General features: G+C 64.9%; 11 protein-coding genes. 9 read left to right on the top strand and 2 right to left on the bottom strand.

Features of this window, described 5'->3' with window-relative positions; genetic code table 11:
- Positions 1-18 precede the first annotated feature (18 nt).
- The 7 genes from pilQ to hemE all read left to right on the top strand — a co-directional run bounded on the left by pilQ (position 19) and on the right by hemE (position 13,217).
- Positions 19-2,097, top strand: coding sequence for a type IV pilus secretin PilQ (pilQ, locus tag N0B71_RS05700; protein WP_259757760.1), 2,079 nt, complete (start codon positions 19-21; stop codon positions 2,095-2,097).
- A gap of 35 nt (positions 2,098-2,132) precedes the next feature.
- Entirely contained in the window at positions 2,133-2,624 is a 492-nt protein-coding gene (gene aroK / locus N0B71_RS05695; protein WP_442964665.1) for a shikimate kinase AroK, read from the top strand.
- Between the two features lie 49 nt (positions 2,625-2,673).
- On the top strand, positions 2,674-3,780 hold the full coding sequence (gene aroB / locus N0B71_RS05690) for a 3-dehydroquinate synthase (protein ID WP_259757758.1): 1,107 nt from the start codon (positions 2,674-2,676) through the stop codon (positions 3,778-3,780).
- A gap of 6 nt (positions 3,781-3,786) precedes the next feature.
- Positions 3,787-5,487: an AAA family ATPase gene (locus tag N0B71_RS05685; RefSeq protein ID WP_259757757.1), complete on the top strand. Its 1,701-nt coding sequence runs from the start codon at positions 3,787-3,789 to the stop codon at positions 5,485-5,487.
- Positions 5,488-5,947: 460 nt separating this feature from the next.
- Positions 5,948-10,393 (top strand): glutamate synthase large subunit, encoded by a 4,446-nt coding sequence (gene gltB / locus N0B71_RS05680; RefSeq protein WP_259757756.1) that lies wholly within the window; start codon positions 5,948-5,950, stop codon positions 10,391-10,393.
- A gap of 29 nt (positions 10,394-10,422) precedes the next feature.
- A complete protein-coding gene (locus N0B71_RS05675) occupies positions 10,423-11,856 on the top strand; it encodes an FAD-dependent oxidoreductase (protein WP_259757755.1) in 1,434 nt (477 codons plus the stop codon).
- A gap of 296 nt (positions 11,857-12,152) precedes the next feature.
- On the top strand, positions 12,153-13,217 hold the full coding sequence (gene hemE / locus N0B71_RS05670) for a uroporphyrinogen decarboxylase (RefSeq protein WP_259757753.1): 1,065 nt from the start codon (positions 12,153-12,155) through the stop codon (positions 13,215-13,217).
- An 804-nt stretch (positions 13,218-14,021) separates the two neighbouring features.
- On the opposite strand, the gene gabP is transcribed toward hemE, so the two are convergent.
- Positions 14,022-15,413 carry a GABA permease gene (gene gabP, locus N0B71_RS05665; protein ID WP_259757751.1) on the bottom strand — a complete coding sequence of 464 codons (1,392 nt, stop codon included), beginning with the start codon at positions 15,411-15,413 and terminating at the stop codon, positions 14,022-14,024.
- A 243-nt stretch (positions 15,414-15,656) separates the two neighbouring features.
- Entirely contained in the window at positions 15,657-17,000 is a 1,344-nt protein-coding gene (locus tag N0B71_RS05660; RefSeq protein ID WP_259759482.1) for an MFS transporter, read from the bottom strand.
- Positions 17,001-17,404: 404 nt separating this feature from the next.
- On the opposite strand from N0B71_RS05660, the gene N0B71_RS05655 reads away from it, so the two are divergent.
- Together N0B71_RS05655 and N0B71_RS05650 are read left to right on the top strand one after the other, a co-directional pair.
- On the top strand, positions 17,405-18,334 hold the full coding sequence (locus N0B71_RS05655; protein WP_259757749.1) for a LysR family transcriptional regulator: 930 nt from the start codon (positions 17,405-17,407) through the stop codon (positions 18,332-18,334).
- A 224-nt stretch (positions 18,335-18,558) separates the two neighbouring features.
- The gene (locus N0B71_RS05650) at positions 18,559-19,326 is read left to right on the top strand and encodes a ParA family protein (protein WP_259757748.1); all 768 of its coding nucleotides are present in this window, start codon (positions 18,559-18,561) and stop codon (positions 19,324-19,326) included.
- Positions 19,327-19,330: the final 4 nt, after the last annotated feature.

Below are 19,330 nucleotides of genomic sequence, written 5' to 3'. Positions count from 1 at the left end.
GCACGACGGATTCAGACGATGAATAAAACGCTTTCCCGCCTGGGCATTTCCGTGCTCGCGGCCGTATTCGCACCGACCCTGCTGGCTGCAAACCTGCAGAGCGTCGACGTGGCGGCCCTGCCGGGCGACCGCGTGGAACTCAAGCTCGGCTTCGATGAGCCAGTGGCGGCGCCACGTGGCTACACCATCGAGCAGCCCGCGCGCATTGCGCTGGACCTGCCGGGTGTGCAGAACAAGCTGGGCAGCAAGAACCGCGAACTGGGGGTGGGCAACGCCCGCAGCCTGACCGTGGTCGAGGCGAAGGACCGTACCCGCCTCATCGTCAACCTGGCGACGCTGGTGCCGTACACCACCCGTGCCGAGGGTTCCAACCTGTACGTCGTGGTCGGCGCCGGCGGCGCGCCAGCGGCCTCCTACGCTTCCGCGGCGCCGTCTCCGGCTCCGGCGGCCAAGCCGGCGCAGCCCAAGCCGTATATCCCGGCCGGCAAGGCGATCCGCAATATCGATTTCCAGCGTGGCGAGCAGGGTGAAGGCAACGTCGTCATCGACCTGTCCGATCCGACCGTCAGTCCCGACATCCAGGAGCAGGGCGGCAAGATCCGCCTGGACTTCCCGCGCACCCAGCTGCCGGACAACCTGCGCGTGCGCCTGGACGTGAAGGACTTCGCGACCCCGGTGCAACTGGTCAACGCCTCCGCCGTTGGCGACAAGGCCAGCATCACCATCGAGCCGACCGGCCTGTACGACTACCTCGTCTATCAGACCGACAATCGCATGACCGTCAGCATCAAGCCGCTGACCCAGGACGATGCCGAGAAGCGCAAGAAGGACAGCTTCGCCTATACCGGCGAAAAACTGTCCCTGAACTTCCAGGACATCGACGTGCGTTCGGTTCTGCAGCTGATCGCCGACTTCACCGACCTGAACCTCGTCGCCTCGGACACCGTGCAGGGCAACATCACTCTGCGCCTGCAGAACGTGCCGTGGGACCAGGCGCTGGATCTGGTGCTCAAGACCAAGGGCCTGGACAAGCGCAAGGTCGGCAACGTCCTGCTGGTCGCGCCGGCTGACGAGATCGCCGCCCGCGAACGCCAGGAGCTGGAAGCGCAGAAGCAGATTTCCGAACTGGCGCCCCTGCGCCGTGAACTGATCCAGGTGAACTACGCCAAGGCGGCGGACATCGCCAAGCTGTTCAGCTCCGTCACCGGCACCGGTGGTGGCGCGCCCGGCGTTGCTGCGGCAGCCCAGGGCGACAACCGCGGTTCGATCACCGTGGACGATCGCACCAACAGCATCATCGCCTACCAGACCCAGGATCGCCTGGACGAGCTGCGCCGCATCGTCGCCCAGCTGGACATCCCGGTGCGCCAGGTGATGATCGAGGCGCGCATCGTCGAAGCCAACGTCGACTACACCAAGGAGCTGGGCGTGAACTGGAGCGGTTCGCTGTCCGGTCACGGCAACTTCGATGTGTCCGGCGGCACCAACAGCACGGGCAATACCTTCGTCGACCTCGGCGCGTCGAACACCACGCCGACCTCGGGCATCAGCATCGGCTTCACCACCAGCAACACCATCCTGGACCTGCAGCTCAATGCCATGGAGAAGACCGGTAACGGTGAAGTGGTTTCCCAGCCGAAGGTCGTCACCTCCGACAAGGAAACCGCGAAGATCCTCAAGGGCTCGGAGATTCCGTACCAGGAAGCCAGCTCCAGCGGTGCGACCTCGGTGTCCTTCAAGGAAGCGGCGCTGTCCCTGGAAGTGACCCCGCAGATCACGCCGGACAACCGCATCATCATGGAAGTGAAGGTCAACAAGGACGAGCCGGACTACGCCAACGCCCTGAACGGCGTACCGCCGATCAAGAAGAACGAGGTGAACGCGAAGGTGCTGGTCAACGATGGCGAAACCATCGTGATCGGTGGCGTGTTCTCCAACACCCAGACCAAATCGACGGCGAAGGTGCCGTTCCTGGGCGACGTGCCGATGATCGGCCGCCTGTTCAAGAACGACTACGTGACCGACAGCAAGAACGAGCTGCTGGTTTTCCTTACCCCGCGGATCATGAATAATCAGGCCATTGCCATCGGCCGTTGATCAATGTCGTGTCCAATTTGATTCTGGTAGGCCCGATGGGTGCTGGTAAAAGCACCATCGGGCGTCTTCTCGCCAAAGAGCTTCACCTCGTCTTCAAGGATTCGGATAAAGAAATCGAGCAGCGCTGCGGAGCCAACATCCCCTGGATATTCGATGTCGAGGGCGAGGCTGGCTTCCGTGAGCGTGAGCAGTCGATGCTGGCCGAGTTGTGCGATGAAGGGGGCATGGTCATTGCCACCGGTGGCGGCGCAGTGATGCGCGAGGCCAATCGCCTGATCCTCAAATCCGGCGGCAAGGTGATCTACCTGCATGCCTCGGTCGAGCAGCAGATTTCCCGCACCGCGCGCGACAAGAATCGTCCGTTGCTGCAGAAGCCCAATCCGGAGCAGATCCTGCGTGACCTCATGCAACTGCGTGATCCGCTCTATCGCGAAATCGCCGATGTGATCATCGAGACCGACGAGCGGCCACCGCGTCTCGTCGTCCTGGAGATCATCGAACGTCTACGTGAGCTGGAGCGCCATTAACGGCGTTGCAATCTGCGGTATCCTATCCCCTTTCTTGCCCGGGGGTTTCATGCGCACACTCAATGTCGATCTGGCCGATCGCAGCTACCCGATCTACATCGGAGAGGGGCTGCTGGATGATCCGCGCTACTTCGAGCCGCACATCCGCGGCCGCCAGGTAGCCATCGTCACCAACGAAACCATCGCGCCGCTGTATTTGGATCGACTGCAGAAGACCCTGGCCGGCTATCAGGTCACCACGGTCGTGCTGCCCGACGGCGAGGCCTACAAGCAGTGGGAAACCCTGCAGCTGATCTTCGATGGGCTGCTGACCGCGCGCCATGACCGCAAGACCACCCTCATCGCGCTGGGCGGCGGCGTCATCGGCGACATGACCGGGTTTGCCGCCGCCTGCTACCAGCGCGGCGTCGACTTCATCCAGGTGCCGACCACCCTGTTGTCCCAGGTGGACTCCTCGGTCGGCGGCAAGACCGGCATCAACCACCCGCTGGGCAAGAACATGGTCGGGGCCTTCTACCAGCCCCAGGCCGTGGTGATCGACACCGCGACCCTCAAGACCCTGCCGCCCCGCGAGCTGTCCGCGGGCCTGGCGGAAGTGATCAAGTACGGCTTCATCTGCGACGAGCCGTTCCTCGCCTGGCTGGAAGCGCGCATGGGCGACCTGCTGGCGCTGGAGCCAACCGCGCTGACCGAAGCCATCGAGCGCTCCTGCGCGGCCAAGGCCCGTGTGGTCGGCGCCGACGAGAAGGAAACCGGCGTGCGCGCCACCCTCAACCTGGGTCACACCTTCGGCCACGCCATCGAAACCCACATGGGTTATGGCGTCTGGCTGCACGGCGAAGCCGTGGGTGCGGGAACCGTGATGGCGCTGGAGATGTCGCATCGGCTGGGATGGCTGACAAAGGCCGAACTCGACCGTGGCATTCGCCTGCTTGCCGCGGCGAAACTGCCGGTGGTCCCGCCGCAGGAAATGAACGCCGAGCATTTTCTCGAGCACATGGCCGTCGACAAGAAAGTGCTCGATGGCCGTTTGCGTCTGGTACTGCTCCAAGGGCTGGGGGGCGCGGTCGTGACCGCCGAATTCCCCCGTGAGATTCTGGAAGAAACACTGCGCGCTGACTACCAGGCACTGGTCGGTCAGGCAGGAGAACACTGAGGTCCCATGTCCAGCTTGCATGCCGATGAGGCCTTCCTGGCCCACTACCAGTTCAGCCACGATCCGTTCGCACCGCGGGTTCCGGGCTTCAAGTTCTTCCCGGCGCAGCGCAAGCCCGTGCTGGGCCAACTGCACCACCTGGCGCGCTACAGCCACCTGCTGCTGGCCGTCACCGGCCCGCTGGGCAGCGGCAAGACGCTGCTGCGCCAGGCCCTGGTGGCCAGCACCAACAAGGACGCCGTCTCCAGCGTGGTGATTTCCGGTCGCTCGGTGACCGACGAAGCCACCCTGCTGCGTCAACTGGCACAAGGCCTGGGCATCACCCAGACCAGCATCGAGGCGATTCTCGCCAAGGTCGCCCAACTGGCGATCACCGGCCAGGACGTGTACCTGCTGGTGGATGACGCCGAGCAGCTGCGTGACGACGCGCTGGAAGTCCTCCTGCTGCTGGCTGCCGGCAACTCCGAAGCGCGCCTGCACGTCTTCCTGTTCGGGGAGCCGGAGCTGCTGTCGCGCCTGGAAGCGCTCTCCGAAGGCGAGGAGCGATTCCACGCCATCGAGCTGCAGCCCTACAGCGAGGAAGAAACCCGCGAGTACCTGGCTCAGCGCCTGGAGGGCGCGGGGCAGGGCATCGAGCTGATCTCCGCCGACCTGCTGAGCGACATACATGAACAGTCCGGCGGCTGGCCGGGCGCGATCAACCAGACCGCCCGCGACGCGATGATCGAAGCGATGCTGGCCGACCGCGGCGGCGAGCGCAAAGCCGCCGGTGCCGGCTTCAAGCTGCCGAAGAAGCACCTGGCGATCCTCGGCGTGGTCGCCATCGGCGTCATCGCCGCCTGGTTCATGCAGGGCAAGACCAGCAAGCCGGACACGGCGAGCAACACCGCCGCGCAGACGTCCTCCCAGCTGCCGCTGGGCGGCGCCGCGCCGCAGCCGAGTGCGCAGCCGCAGCCGGACGCCCAGGGCAGCGGCCCTTCGGTGGAATTCGCCGGCTCCAACCAACCGCTGCCGTTGCCGCTGGTGGGCGAGAGCCAGCCGGTGATCCGCGAGCCCATGGCCCAGGCCGGCGGCCAGGACGATGCCGACGACGGCGCGATGCCCTCCGCGGCCATCCCGCCGACCGTGACCACCAGCGCACCGCCGGTTACCCCGTTGGCCAACAACGGTCCGAAACCGCTGAACCCGGTGCCGCCGGCTCCCGTTCAGCAGCAGGCGGCCATTCAGCCCGCCCCGGCTCCGACCCCGGTGCCCACGCCGCGTCCTGAACCGGTCAAGCCCGCCGCCACCGCGCCGGCCAAGCCCGTCCAGGCCGCCAAGCCGGTTGCTGCGACCAAGCCTGCGACCACCGTGGCCAGCGCCAAGCCGGCGAGCGCCGCCAGCAAGCCGGCCGCAGCCGCCGCCGGTGGTGCCGGCGGTAGCAGCTGGTACCAGTCCCAGGCGGGTTCGCGCTATGCCGTGCAGTTGCTCGGGACCAGCTCGGAAGCCAGCGCCAAGGCCTTCGTCAGCCAGCAGGGCGGCGGTGAGTACCGTTACTTCCGCAAGAACCTGCAGGGCAAGCCCTTCTACGTCGTGACCTATGGCAGCTTCGCCGACCGCGCCTCCGCTCAGGCGGCCATCAAGAAGCTGCCGGCGAAGGTCCAGGCGTCCAAGCCCTGGGCGCGACCCTTCTCCAGCATCCAGCAGGACATCGCCGGGGCGCGCTGAAAGGTCGCACCGTCGCAATGCTGTAAAAGCCGAGCCCCATCGCCTGGGCTCGGCTTTTTTATTGGCTTGTGTCTTTTGCTGCATTCTTATAAAAATGCGACATCGGGTGTCAGCAGTGCGTCAAAAAAAACAGTGACGTCGCTTTCCCCATGTGTACAATGACCTCCCTTTGCCTATCGGAAACTTGCCGCTTGAGCGAGTAGACAGGCGAAGTGCTTGAAGAGGGTCTGCTGACGTTTCGTCATGGCCAGGACCGGAACCGCCGTCACGTTGGGTAAGACGTGGCACCACGCGCGGAGCGGTCATTCCAGGTGAACCAGGGGCTACCACGGCGCTGCTCGATAGAAGCGGCCCGAGCCTTTGCGGTGCGCGGGAAACGAGCCGGCACGGCGAAACAGGGCGATGGCGAAACGTCAGCAGACCCTGGAATTTATAAAAGTTTTGCCGGTGAGAGTTCCCTATGAAAGCAGGTCTGTACCATCCTGAGACGTTCAAGGATAACTGCGGATTCGGTCTGATCGCCCACATGACGGGCGAGGCAAGCCACGAACTTCTGCAAACCGCCATCGAAGCACTGACCTGCATGACCCACCGAGGTGGGATCAACGCGGACGGGAAAACCGGGGACGGCTGTGGGCTGCTGATCCAGAAGCCCGACCAGTTCCTGCGCGCCGTGGCCCAGGAATCCTTTGGCGTCGAGCTGCCCGCCCAATACGCCGTGGGCATGGTCTTCTTCAACCAGGACCCGGTGAAAGCCGAGGCCGCTCGCGCGAACATGAACCGCGAGATCGAGCGCGCCGGCCTGAAACTGGTCGGCTGGCGCAAGGTGCCGATCGACACCAGCGTCCTGGGTCGCCTGGCGCTGGAGCGCCTGCCGCAGATCGAGCAGGTGTTCATTGGCGGTGAAGGCCTCTCCGACCAGGAATTCGCGGTCAAGCTGTTCAGCTCCCGTCGCCGCTCCTCCGTGGCCAACGCCGAGGACGCCGATCACTACGTCTGCAGCTTCTCGCACAAGACCGTCATCTATAAGGGCCTGATGATGCCGGCGGACCTCGCCGCCTTCTATCCGGACCTCTCCGACGAGCGCCTGAAGACCGCCATCTGCGTCTTCCACCAGCGCTTCTCGACCAACACCCTGCCGAAATGGCCGCTGGCCCAGCCGTTCCGCCTGCTGGCGCACAACGGCGAGATCAACACCATCACCGGCAACCGCAACTGGGCCCAGGCCCGTCGCGCCAAGTTCGCCAACGAGTGGATGCCCGACCTGGACGAGCTCGGCCCGCTGGTCAACCGCGTCGGTTCGGACTCCTCCAGCATGGACAACATGCTCGAGCTGATGGTCACCGGCGGCATGGACATGTTCCGCGGCCTGCGCATGATCATTCCGCCGGCCTGGCAGAACGTCGAGACCATGGACGCCGACCTGCGTGCGTTCTACGAATTCAACTCGCTGCACATGGAGCCGTGGGACGGCCCCGCCGGCGTCGTGCTGACCGACGGCCGCTACGCCGTCTGCCTGCTCGACCGCAACGGCCTGCGCCCCTCGCGCTGGGTCACCACCAAGAACGGTTACATCACCCTCGCCTCGGAAATCGGCGTGTGGGACTACAAGCCCGAGGACGTCATCGCCAAGGGCCGCGTCGGCCCGGGCCAGATCCTCGCGGTGGACACCGAGACCGGCCAGCTGCTGCAGACCGAGGACATCGACAACCGCCTCAAGTCGCGCCACCCGTACAAGCAGTGGCTGCGCCAGAGCGCGCTGCGCATCCAGGCGACCCTGGACGATGACCAGGGCGTGGCCAGCTACGACGGCGACCAGCTCAAGCAGTACATGAAGATGTTCCAGGTCACCTTCGAGGAGCGTGACCAGGTGCTGCGCCCGCTCGCCGAGCAGGGCCAGGAAGCAGTCGGCTCGATGGGCGACGACACCCCGATGGCGGTGCTGTCCAAGCGCATCCGCTCGCCGTACGACTACTTCCGCCAGGTCTTCGCGCAGGTGACCAACCCGCCAATCGACCCGCTGCGCGAAGCGATTGTGATGTCCCTGGAAACCTGTCTGGGCATCGAGCAGAACATCTTCGAAGAGTCCCCGCACCACGCCAACCAGGCCATCCTGACCACCCCGGTGATCTCCCCGGCGAAGTGGCGGACCCTGATGAACCTGGATCGTCCGGGCTTCGACCTGCACCACATCGACCTGAACTACGACGAGGCCGTGGGCCTCGAAGCGGCCGTGCGCAACATAGCCGACCAAGCTGAGGAAGCCGTGCGCGCCGGCAAGGTGCTGCTGGTGCTCTCCGACCGCAACATCGCCCCCGGCAAGCTGCCGGTGCACGCGGCCCTGGCCGTCGGCGCGGTGCACCACCGCCTGGTGCAGACCGGCCTGCGCTGCGACTCCAACATCCTGGTGGAAACCGCCACCGCCCGCGACCCGCATCATTTCGCAGTGCTGGTGGGCTTCGGTGCGTCCGCGGTCTACCCGTACCTCGCCTACGAGGTGCTGGCCGACCTGATCCGCACCGGCGAAGTGCTGGGCGACCTCTACGAGGTCTTCAAGTACTACCGCAAGGGCATCTCCAAGGGGATGCTGAAGATCCTCTCGAAGATGGGCATCTCCACCATCGCCTCCTACCGTGGCGCCCAGCTGTTCGAAGCCATCGGCCTGTCCGACGAGGTCACCGGCCTGTGCTTCCCGGGCACCCCGAGCCGCATCCAGGGCGCGCGTTTCCTCGACATCGAGAACGAGCAGAAGCTGCTGGCCAACGAAGCCTGGAACAGCCGCAAGGCGATCCAGCAGGGCGGTCTGCTGAAGTTCGTCTACGGCGGCGAGTACCACGCCTACAACCCGGACGTGGTGAACACCCTGCAGGCCGCCGTGCAGCAGGGCGACTACGCCAAGTTCAAGGAATACACCGCGCTGGTCGACCAGCGCCCGGTGTCCATGCTGCGTGACCTGCTCAAGGTGAAAACCAGCGAGCAACCGCTGAGCCTGGACGAGATCGAGCCGCTGGAGTCCATCTTCAAGCGCTTCGACGCCGCCGGCATTTCCCTGGGCGCGCTGTCGCCGGAGGCCCACGAAGCCCTGGCTGAGGCCATGAACCGCCTGGGCGGCCGCTCCAACTCCGGCGAGGGCGGTGAAGACCCGGCGCGCTACGGCACGCTGAAAAGCTCGAAGATCAAGCAGGTGGCCACCGGCCGCTTCGGTGTGACCCCGGAATACCTGGTCAACGCCGAAGTCCTGCAGATCAAGGTGGCCCAGGGCGCCAAGCCCGGCGAGGGCGGCCAGCTGCCCGGCGGCAAGGTCAACGGCCTGATCGCCCGCCTGCGCTATGCCGTGCCCGGCGTGACCCTGATCTCGCCGCCGCCGCACCACGACATCTACTCCATCGAAGACCTCGCCCAGCTGATCTTCGACCTCAAGCAGGTCAACCCGCAGGCGCTGGTCTCGGTGAAGCTGGTGTCCGAGCCGGGCGTGGGCACCATCGCCGCCGGCGTGGCCAAGGCCTACGCCGACCTGATCACCATCTCCGGCTACGACGGCGGTACCGGCGCATCGCCGATCACCTCCATCAAGTACGCCGGCTCCCCGTGGGAGCTGGGCCTCGCCGAGGCGCACCAGACCCTGCGCGGCAACGACCTGCGCGGCAAGGTGCGGGTGCAGACCGACGGCGGCCTGAAGACCGGCCTGGACGTCATCAAGGCCGCCATCCTCGGCGCCGAGAGCTTCGGCTTCGGCACCGCGCCGATGATCGCCCTGGGCTGCAAATACCTGCGCATCTGCCACCTGAACAACTGCGCCACCGGCGTCGCCACCCAGAACGACAAGCTGCGCAAGGACCATTTCATCGGCACCGTGGACATGGTGGTGAACTTCTTCACCTTCATCGCCAGCGAAACCCGTGAGTGGCTCGCCAAGCTCGGCGTGCGCAGCCTGGAAGAACTGATCGGCCGCACCGATCTGCTGGAGATCCTCCCGGGCGAGACGCCCAAGCAGGGCAACCTCGACCTCACCCCGCTGCTGGGCAGCGACCTGATCCCGGCCGAGAAGCCGCAGTTCTGCGAAGTCGAGAAAAACCCGCCGTTCGACCAGGGCCTGCTGGCCGAGAAGATGGTCGAGCTGGCCCGTTCCGCCATCGAAGGCGCCAAGGGCGGCGAGTACGAACTGGACATCTGCAACTGCGACCGCTCCATCGGCGCGCGGATTTCCGGCGAGATCGCCAAGGTCCACGGCAACCAGGGCATGGCCAAGGCGCCGATCACCTTCCGCTTCAAGGGCACCGCGGGCCAGAGCTTCGGCGTGTGGAACGCCGGCGGCCTGCACCTGTACCTGGAAGGCGACGCCAACGACTACGTCGGCAAGGGCATGACCGGCGGCAAGCTGGTCGTCACCCCGCCCAAGGGCAGCCCGTTCAAGTCGCAGGAGTCGGCCATCGTCGGCAACACCTGCCTGTACGGCGCCACCGGCGGCAAGCTGTTCGCCGCCGGCACCGCGGGCGAGCGTTTCGGCGTGCGCAACTCCGGCGCCCATGCCGTGGTGGAAGGCACCGGTGACCACTGCTGCGAATACATGACCGGCGGCTTCATCTGCGTACTGGGCAAGACCGGCTACAACTTCGGCTCCGGCATGACCGGCGGCTTCGCCTATGTCCTGGACATGGACAACACCTTCGTCGACCGCGTGAACCACGAGCTGGTGGAAATCCAGCGCATCAGTGGCGAAGCGATGGAGGCCTATCGCAGCCACCTGCGCAAGGTCCTGGTCGAATACGTAGAAGAAACGGCGAGCGAGTGGGGCGCGAACGTCCTGGAAAACCTGGACGACTACCTGCGTCGGTTCTGGCTGGTGAAACCCAAGGCCGCCAGCCTGGGTTCGCTGCTGTCCAGCACCCGTGCCAACCCGCAATAAGCGCCTGAAGTTGTTGATGAGGTCAAGAAATGTCTGAACGTCTGAATTCTGATCGCCTGAACAATGACTTCCAGTTCATCGAAGTCGGGCGCAAGGATCCGAAGAAAAAACTGCTGCGCCAGCGCAAGCGCGAGTTCGTGGAAATCTACGACCTGTTCAAGCCGGCCCAGGCCGCTGACCAGGCGCATCGCTGCCTGGGCTGCGGCAACCCGTACTGCGAGTGGAAGTGCCCGGTACACAACTTCATCCCCAACTGGTTGAAGCTGGTTTCCGAAGGCAACATCCTCGCCGCCGCCGAGCTGTCCCACCAGACCAACACCCTGCCGGAAGTCTGCGGCCGGGTGTGCCCGCAGGACCGCCTGTGCGAAGGCGCCTGCACCCTGAACGACGGCTTCGGCGCGGTCACCATCGGCTCGGTGGAGAAGTACATCACCGACACCGCCTTCGCCATGGGCTGGCGCCCGGACATGTCCAAGGTCAAGCCCACCGGCAAGCGTGTCGCCGTGATCGGCGCGGGCCCGGCGGGCCTGGGCTGCGCCGACGTGCTGGTGCGCAACGGCGTGACCCCGGTGGTGTTCGACAAGAACCCGGAAATCGGCGGCCTGCTGACCTTCGGCATCCCCGAGTTCAAGCTGGAGAAGCAGGTGATGTCGCGTCGCCGCGAGGTATTCACCGGCATGGGCATCGAGTTCCGCCTGAACACCGAGATCGGCAAGGATGTGACCCTGCAGCAACTGCTCGATGAATACGATGCCGTGTTCATGGGCATGGGCACCTATACCTACATGAAAGGCGGCTTCCCCGGCGAGGACCTGCCCGGCGTGCACGACGCGCTGGACTTCCTGATTGCCAACGTGAACCGCAACCTGGGCTTCGAGAAGTCGCCGGAAGACTTCATCGACATGAAGGGCAAGCGCGTCGTGGTGCTGGGCGGTGGCGACACCGCGATGGACTGCAACCGCACCTCCATCCGTCAGGGCGCCAAGGGCGTGACCTGCGCCTATCGCCGCGACGAGGAGAACATGCCCGGCTCGCGCAAAGAGGTGAAGAACGCCAAGGAAGAAGGCGTGAAATTCCTCTTCAACCGCCAGCCCATCGCCATCGTCGGCGAGGACAAGGTGGAAGGCGTGAAGGTGGTCGAGACCCGTCTCGGCGAACCTGACGCCCGCGGCCGTCGCAGCCCCGAGCCGATCCCGGGCTCCGAGGAAATCATCCCGGCGGAAGCCGTGCTGATCGCCTTCGGCTTCCGCCCGAGCCCGGCGCCGTGGTTCGACCAGCACCAGGTGGAAATCGACAGCCAGGGCCGCGTCATCGCCCCGGCCGCCGCGCAGTTCAAGCACCAGACCAGCAACCCGAAGATCTTCGCCGGTGGCGACATGGTCCGCGGGTCCGACCTGGTGGTGACGGCGATCTTCGAAGGCCGTACGGCCGCCGAAGGCATCCTGGATTACCTGGGCGTCTGAGCCGGCCTGTCGGGCCCTCTCCTTAACCCTGGCTGCGCGCCCCGCTCCGAAGGGAGAGGGGACAGTAGGGTGCAGGATGAAACCTCAGCATCAGCCGGCACGGAAAGCTCCCTCTCCCTAACCCTCTCCCTTCAGGGAGAGGGCGGGGAGAGGGAATTCAGTGGCACGGATTTCCACGAGATGAGTTGCACCTACCAGTGCGGCAGAATGCCGCTTAAGACAAAAGGCACGGCACCCGCCGTGCCTTTTCGTTTGGGCTTTGCGAAAATGCCCGCACTTTTTTTCCGGATGCCGTTATGACTGCCCTGAAGAACGATCGCTTCCTCCGCGCCCTGCTCAAGCAGCCCGTCGATGTCACCCCCGTCTGGATGATGCGCCAGGCCGGCCGCTACCTGCCGGAATACCGCGCCACCCGCGCCAAGGCCGGTGACTTCATGAGCCTGTGCATGAACCCGCAGATGGCCTGCGAAGTGACCCTGCAGCCGCTGGACCGCTACCCGCAGCTGGACGCGGCGATCCTCTTCTCCGACATCCTCACCATCCCCGATGCCATGGGGCAGGGCCTGTACTTCGAAACCGGCGAAGGTCCGCGTTTCAAAAAGGTCGTCAGTACCCAGGCGGACATCGACGCGCTGCCGGTCCCCGATCCGGAGAAGGACCTGGGCTACGTGATGGACGCCGTGCGCACCATCCGCCGCGAGCTGAACGGCCGCGTGCCGCTGATCGGCTTCTCCGGCAGCCCCTGGACCCTGGCCACCTACATGGTGGAGGGTGGCTCCAGCCGTGACTTCCGCAAGTCCAAGGCGATGCTCTACGACAACCCGCAGGCCATGCACGCGCTGCTGGACAAGCTGGCGCAGTCGGTCACCAGCTACCTGAACGGGCAGATCCTGGCAGGCGCGCAGGCGGTGCAGATTTTCGATTCGTGGGGCGGCAGCCTGTCGGCGGCGGCGTACCAGGAGTTCTCCCTGGCCTACATGCAGAAGATCGTCGACGGCCTGATCCGTGAGCACGACGGGCGTCGCGTGCCGGTGATTCTCTTCACCAAGGGCGGCGGCCTGTGGCTGGAATCCATGGCCAACACCGGCGCCGAGGCCCTCGGCCTGGACTGGACCTGCGACATCGGCAGCGCCCGCGCCCGCGTCGGCGACAAGGTCGCCCTGCAGGGCAACATGGACCCGGCGGTGCTCCACGCCAAGCCGGCCGCCATCCGTGCTGAAGTGGCTCGCATCCTCGCTGCATTCGGCAGTGGCAATGGCCATGTGTTCAACCTTGGCCATGGCATCACCCCGGAAGTCGACCCGGCGCACGCCGGCGCCTTCTTCGAGGCGGTGCACGAGTTGTCGGCGCAGTACCACTGAGCCTGACGCTTCATCAAAAAGCCCCGCAGACGCGGGGCTTTTTTGTGGCTCCCTGTAGGAGCGGGCCATGCCCGCGATCCGCCGGCAGAGCCGGCGCTTTCTTTGCTCTGGTGTTGCAGGTTTGCTGCGTTGGCTTGGGTGTTTCTGCGCCGCTTCGGCGTGCGGGTGGACTCTGGTTTTCGCCCCCTCGGGCGACCTACTTTGCCAAACGACGCAAAGTAGGCAAAGGTCTTGCCCCGGACATCCGGTTTTTCGCTTAGGCGAAAAATTCCCTCGTTGAGCCGAAGTTTCAGGGGCACGCGCTGACGGGCCCTCCCTGGCCCGACAGCGCTCTCGCGACATCCATGTCGCTCAACCCCTGAAACTCCGGCTCAACGAGGCCTCCTGAACGGGGCATTCGGAGTGGCTGACGTTGCTCTGGAAGTCTTCAGGGTCAAAGCCAGAGCCTAAGCCGGATCGGCGTGGCTGGCTCTTCGTAGGAGCGAGGGGGACGCCATTGTTATTGCTCGCGAACCGCCGGGCGCAGATGTTCTCCTGTAGGAGCGGGCCATGCCCGCGACCGCGCGCATGGCGCGCTCCTACAGATGGGCGCTGCAGATCGGCGTTTCTCGGTAACGGCGGATTCCGCCGCGAGCGCTTTCGCGAACAAGGTTCGCTCCTGCGAAAGCGGAACCGAGCGTAGGAGCGGACTTCGTCCGCGATCGGCCTGAACGGCGCGCTACGACATGCCGCAATGAAAAAAGCCCCGCTCGGAAGCGGGGCTTTTTCGTTCCCTCATGGAGCCTCATGCCCCATCAGGGCGCATCACGCCGCGTCAGCAACCGGGCCGGCGGCACGCTGTGCCTTGCGGCGGTTCGACACCAGCAGGCCGGAGCAGACGACCACCACGGTCAGCAGGGTGGTGGCGACCACTTCCATGCGGTGGTCCGGGCGGATCAGCATGATCACCAGGGCGCCGACGATGAACAGGATCACCGCCCAGGTCAGCCAGGGGAACAGCCACATCTTCAGCTTCAGCTGGTGGCCCTGGGCGAGCAGCTTCTTGCGCATGCGCAGCTGCGACAGGGCGATCACCAGGTACACCAGCAGGGCGATGGCGCCGGAGCTGGCCAGCAGGAAGTTGAACACTTCGGCCGGGGCCAGGTAGTTGGCGAAGGTGCACAGGAAGGCCATGGCGGTGGACAGCAGCACGGCATAGACCGGGGTGCGGCTGGCGCTGGTCACCTGGGCGATCTTCGGCGCGTCGCCGCGCTTGCTCAGCGAGTACATCATGCGCGAGGCGGTGTAGAGCGCCGAGTTCAGGCAACTGGTCACCGAGACCAGCACGATGATGTCGACGATCAGCTTGGCGTACGGGATGTGCAGGTGTTCCAGCACGGTCTGGTAGGAACCCATGCTCACCAGGCGCGGGTCGTTCCACGGCACCAGGCAGACCACGATCAGGATCGACAGCAGGTAGAACAGCGCGATACGCCAGATCACCGAGTTGGTGGCGCGGGTGATCTGCTGTTCCGGGTCCTTGGACTCGGTGGCGGCGATGGTGACGATTTCCGACCCCATGAAGGAGAACATGGTGGTCAGCAGCGCGGCGAGCACGGCGCCCCACCCCTTGGGCAGGAAGCCTTCGCTGGTCAGGTGGCTGATCCCGGAGACTTCACTGTTGGGCGAGAAGCCGAAGATGGCCGCGCAGCCCAGCACCAGGAAGGCGATGATCGAGCAGACCTTGATCAGCGCCAGCCAGAATTCGAACTCACCGTAGTTCTTCACGCTGAACAGGTTGGTCACCGTCAGCGCCGAGGTGATCAGGAAGGCCAGCACCCAGATCGGCGCACCGGGGAACCAGGCGTGGATGATCGCCGCGGCGGCGTTGGCTTCCAGCGGGATCACCAGGACCCAGAACCACCAGTACAGCCAGCCGATGGTGAAGCCGGCCCAGTGACCGATGGCGCGGTCGGCATAGGTGGAGAAGGAGCCGCTGTCCGGTTGCGCGACGGCCATTTCGGCCAGCATGCGCATCACCAGGACTACCAGCAGGCCGGCGACCAGATAGGAAATCATGACCGCAGGGCCGGCTTCGGCGATGGCGTGGCCGGAGCCGACGAACAGGCCCGCGCCGATGGCGCCGGCAATCGAAAGCATCGTGACGTGACGATTTTGCAGGCCCTGGGAGAGCCCGGAAGAAGGGGTACTACTCATGCTTTACCTACAACTACGGAGGGAATTGCGTACTGCGGGAGTCGAGGTCCGTTTCAGGATTCCAACAAGTCGTTCAAGAAAGTGAACGCAAGGATCGCGCCATATTCTGTTACGACCTAAGTCGTAGGATGGGGATTTTCTCTACATGCCCCGTCTGAAAGGCATTGCTGAAAGCGACATCCATGTCTTTGTACGACCGTTCCATGTCGTTTTTGAGTAAGTGTGATGCGTGTTGTGTAGAAACTACCCAGCCTTGACCAGTGCGGGGAGGTCGCGCGGTAACACTGGCAGGCGTGCCAGGTGAAGCGCTACGAGCACGGCGATTCCCAGCAGGCTGGCGATGAACAGACCGACGCCGTTCCAGCCATAGTGGTGCCAGAACACCCCACCGGCGGTGCCGGCCACGCTGGAGCCGACGTAGTAGCTGAACAGATACAGCGACGAGGCCTGGCCCTTGGCTTTCAGGGCGCGGCGGCCGATCCAGCTGCTGGCCACCGAATGCGCACCGAAGAAGCCGAAGGTGAACACCAGCATGCCGGCCAGCACCAGGGCCAGCGGTTGCAGCAGGGTGATCAGCACGCCGCCGAGCATCAGCGCGATCATCGCCCAGAGCACCTTGCGCCGACCCAGGCGGTCGGCCAGCGAGCCGACCCAGGCGGAGCTGTAGATGCCCGACAGGTAGACCACCGAGAGCACCCCCACCACGGCCTGGCTCAGGTGGTAAGGATCGGCCAGCAGGCGATAGCCGATGTAGTTGAACAGGGTGACGAAGGCGCCCATCAGCAGGAACGCTTCGAGGAACAGCCAGGGCAGGCCGGCGTCACGGAAGTGACCGCGGAAACCTTCGGCCAGCTGGCGCGGCTTCAACGGCGCCGGGCGGAAGTTCTTCGACTCGGGCAGGATGCGCCAGAACAGCAGCGCCGCGGCCAGGGCGAGCACGCCCAGGGTAGCCAGCGCCACGTGCCAGTTCACGTAGTCCACCAGCACGCCGCTGATCAGCCGGCCGCTCATGCCGCCGATGGCATTGCCGCCGATGTACAGCCCCATGGACAGCCCGATGTGCTGCGGGTGGATTTCTTCGGACAGGTAGGTCATGCCCACCGCCGCCAGGCCACTGAGCGACAAGCCGAGCAACGCGCGCATGACCAGCACGCCGTGCCAGGTCGGCATCAGCGAACTGCCGATGGTGAACAGCGCGGCGAGGATCAGCGAGGCCACCATGATCGACTTGCGGCCGATGGCGTCCGAGATCGGCCCGGTGATCAGCAGGCCCAGGGCCAGGGTGATGGTGGAGATGGACAGCACCAGGCTGCTTTGCGCGGCGGTCAGGCTGAAGGCCTTCGACAGCACCGGCATCATCGGTTGCACGCAGTAGAGCAGCGCGAAGGTGGCGAAGCCGCCGGAGAACAGCGCCAGCGACGTGCGCATGAAGGCCGGGGTGCCTTTCTCGATGTAGCTTTCGACTTCTTCGACGACGCGAACCACGTCGGCGTTGGCTTCGCGCGCGCTTTCGCGCCAATCAGGCCGCGGCTCGGCCGGATCGTTGGCGGCTGCCGGTTCTGGCACGACAGACGGCTCGGCCGCCAGGGGATGTTCTTCCCGCAAAGCCCGCAGGGCAGGTTGACTCACGACACACCTCGAATGGGATACGGCAGGGGGGCTTGGCATGGCGACAACAGGCCGCGCGGCCAGGCAGGGAGCAGGTTGGTAGTCGTTATTGGGCTTGTGTGGAAAGGATAAAGAGCGAGGTTTATTATTTCCAATATATTAATCGACACGTTTGATTCGTTTTACGAATCACCCAATGGGATGCCGATCTCGTCGTTGTGACAGCTTCTTCTCCTATGGCGCTTTTTGCGTTGGGGCACCCTCTCCCCAGCCTTCTCCCCGAAGGGAGAGGGGTAGGAAGAGGGAGAGCTGGAGGCGGAGTCCCTGGGGAAGACAGCTGCTCCTACCCACCCGCGAGAGCGGCGCTATAGCGGGAGAACAAGATGGAACTGCGACACCTGCGTTACTTCATCGCCGTGGCGGAAGAGCTGCATTTCGGCCGGGCGGCCGAGCAACTGGGTATTTCCCAGCCGCCGTTGAGCCAGCAGATCCAGGCGCTGGAGGAAGAGATTGGCGCGCGCCTGCTGGAACGGACCAACCGGCGGGTGGCGCTGACCGAGGCGGGCAAGCTGTTCCTCGACGAGGCGCGGCAGGTACTGCAGCAGGTGGACCGTGCCGTGCTGCTGGCGCGTCGGGCGCACCAGGGTGAGATCGGCGAACTGAAGGTCGGTTTCACCGCTTCGGCGCCGTTCACGTCGAGTATTCCCCGCGCCATTCTCGCCTTCCGCCAGGCCTACCCGGACGTGCATCTCGACTTGCAGGAGCTCAGCAGCGGCCAGGCCGTGCAGGCGCTGCTGGAAGAGCGTGTGCAGGTCGGCCTGATCCGTCCTATCCCACTGCCGGAGACGCTGGAAGCGGTCGAGCTGTTCAGCGAGCCATTGGTCGCGGTGCTGCGCGCCGATCACCCGCTGGCCCAGGCCAGCCAGGAGGGGTTGGAGTTCGCCGCGCTGGCCGAGGAGCCCTTCGTATTCTTCCCGCGCAGCTACGGCACCGGCCTCTATAGCCAGCTCATGGCCCTGTCGCGCCAGGCCGGGTTCAGCCCCCGTATCGCCCAGGAGGCGGGGGAAGCAATGACCATCATCGGCCTAGTGGCGGCGGGGCTGGGCGTATCGATGCTGCCGGCGTCGTTTCGCCGGACGCGGGTGGACGGCGTGGTTTATCGCACCCTGATCGACCCAGGCGCCACCAGCTCGGTGTGGCTGGTGCGCCGGCGCAACGAATCGTCGCGCCTGGCGCAGTCGTTCTTCGATCTGGTGGCGGCGGAAGTGGCGGTCCTGCACAGCGGTGCGGAAGCCGGCCAACCCAAGCGCTGAGGTCGCCCCGGCGTATCGCCCGCTTCGTCCCCCGGTTAGCTCGACAGTGATACTGCCGGCTGGCCGATCGGAAGGCTTTCACCCTCACGATCATGTCACCTGGCTTGAACAGGGCGTGAACAGGAACCGGGTCGGTGGCAATCCCGGGGACAAGTCTGCTCGCCCTTGTCATGGGCTTTGCATAGAATCCATGGGCACTCGATTGGTTCCTGGAGGGACGGCTCATGCGGCGTGTGGTGTTCAATCAGAAGGGCGGGGTAGGCAAGTCCAGCATCGCCTGTAACCTGGCAGCGGTGAGCGCAGCGGAGGGCTACCGCACCTTGCTGGTGGACCTGGATGCCCAGGGCAACTCCACCCATTACCTCACCGGTCTGACCGGCGAGGATGTGCCGGTGGGGATCGCCGACTTCTTCAAGCAGACGCTGGCCTCCGGGCCGTTCAGCCGCAAGGGCAAGGTCGACATCTACGAGACGCCCTTCGATAACCTGCACATCGTCACCGCCGGTCCGGAACTGGCCGACCTGCAGCCCAAGCTCGAGCAGAAGCACAAGATCAACAAGCTGCGCAAATTGCTGGACGAGCTGGCCGAGGATTACGACCGCATCTACCTCGATACGCCGCCAGCGCTGAACTTCTATACGGTTTCCGCGTTGATCGCCGCCGATCGCTGCCTGATTCCCTTTGACTGCGACAGCTTTTCCCGCCAGGCGCTCTACGGCCTGCTGCAGGAGATCGAAGAGCTGAAGGAAGACCACAACGAAGATCTGGAAGTGGAAGGCATCGTGGTCAACCAGTTCCAGCCGCGCGCCACGCTGCCGCAGCAACTGCTGGACGAACTGGTGGAGGAAGAATTGCCGGTCCTGCCGGTGTACCTGATGAGCTCGGTGAAGATGCGCGAGTCGCACCAGGCCTGCACCCCGCTGATCTTCCTCGAACCGCGGCACAAGCTGACCCAGCAGTTCGTCGAACTGCACAACCTGCTGGAAGCCTGAGCGG

Source organism: Pseudomonas sp. GCEP-101, from assembly GCF_025133575.1.
Lineage (GTDB): Bacteria > Pseudomonadota > Gammaproteobacteria > Pseudomonadales > Pseudomonadaceae > Pseudomonas > Pseudomonas nitroreducens_B.
This window is presented reverse-complemented; position numbering and strand designations above follow the sequence as displayed.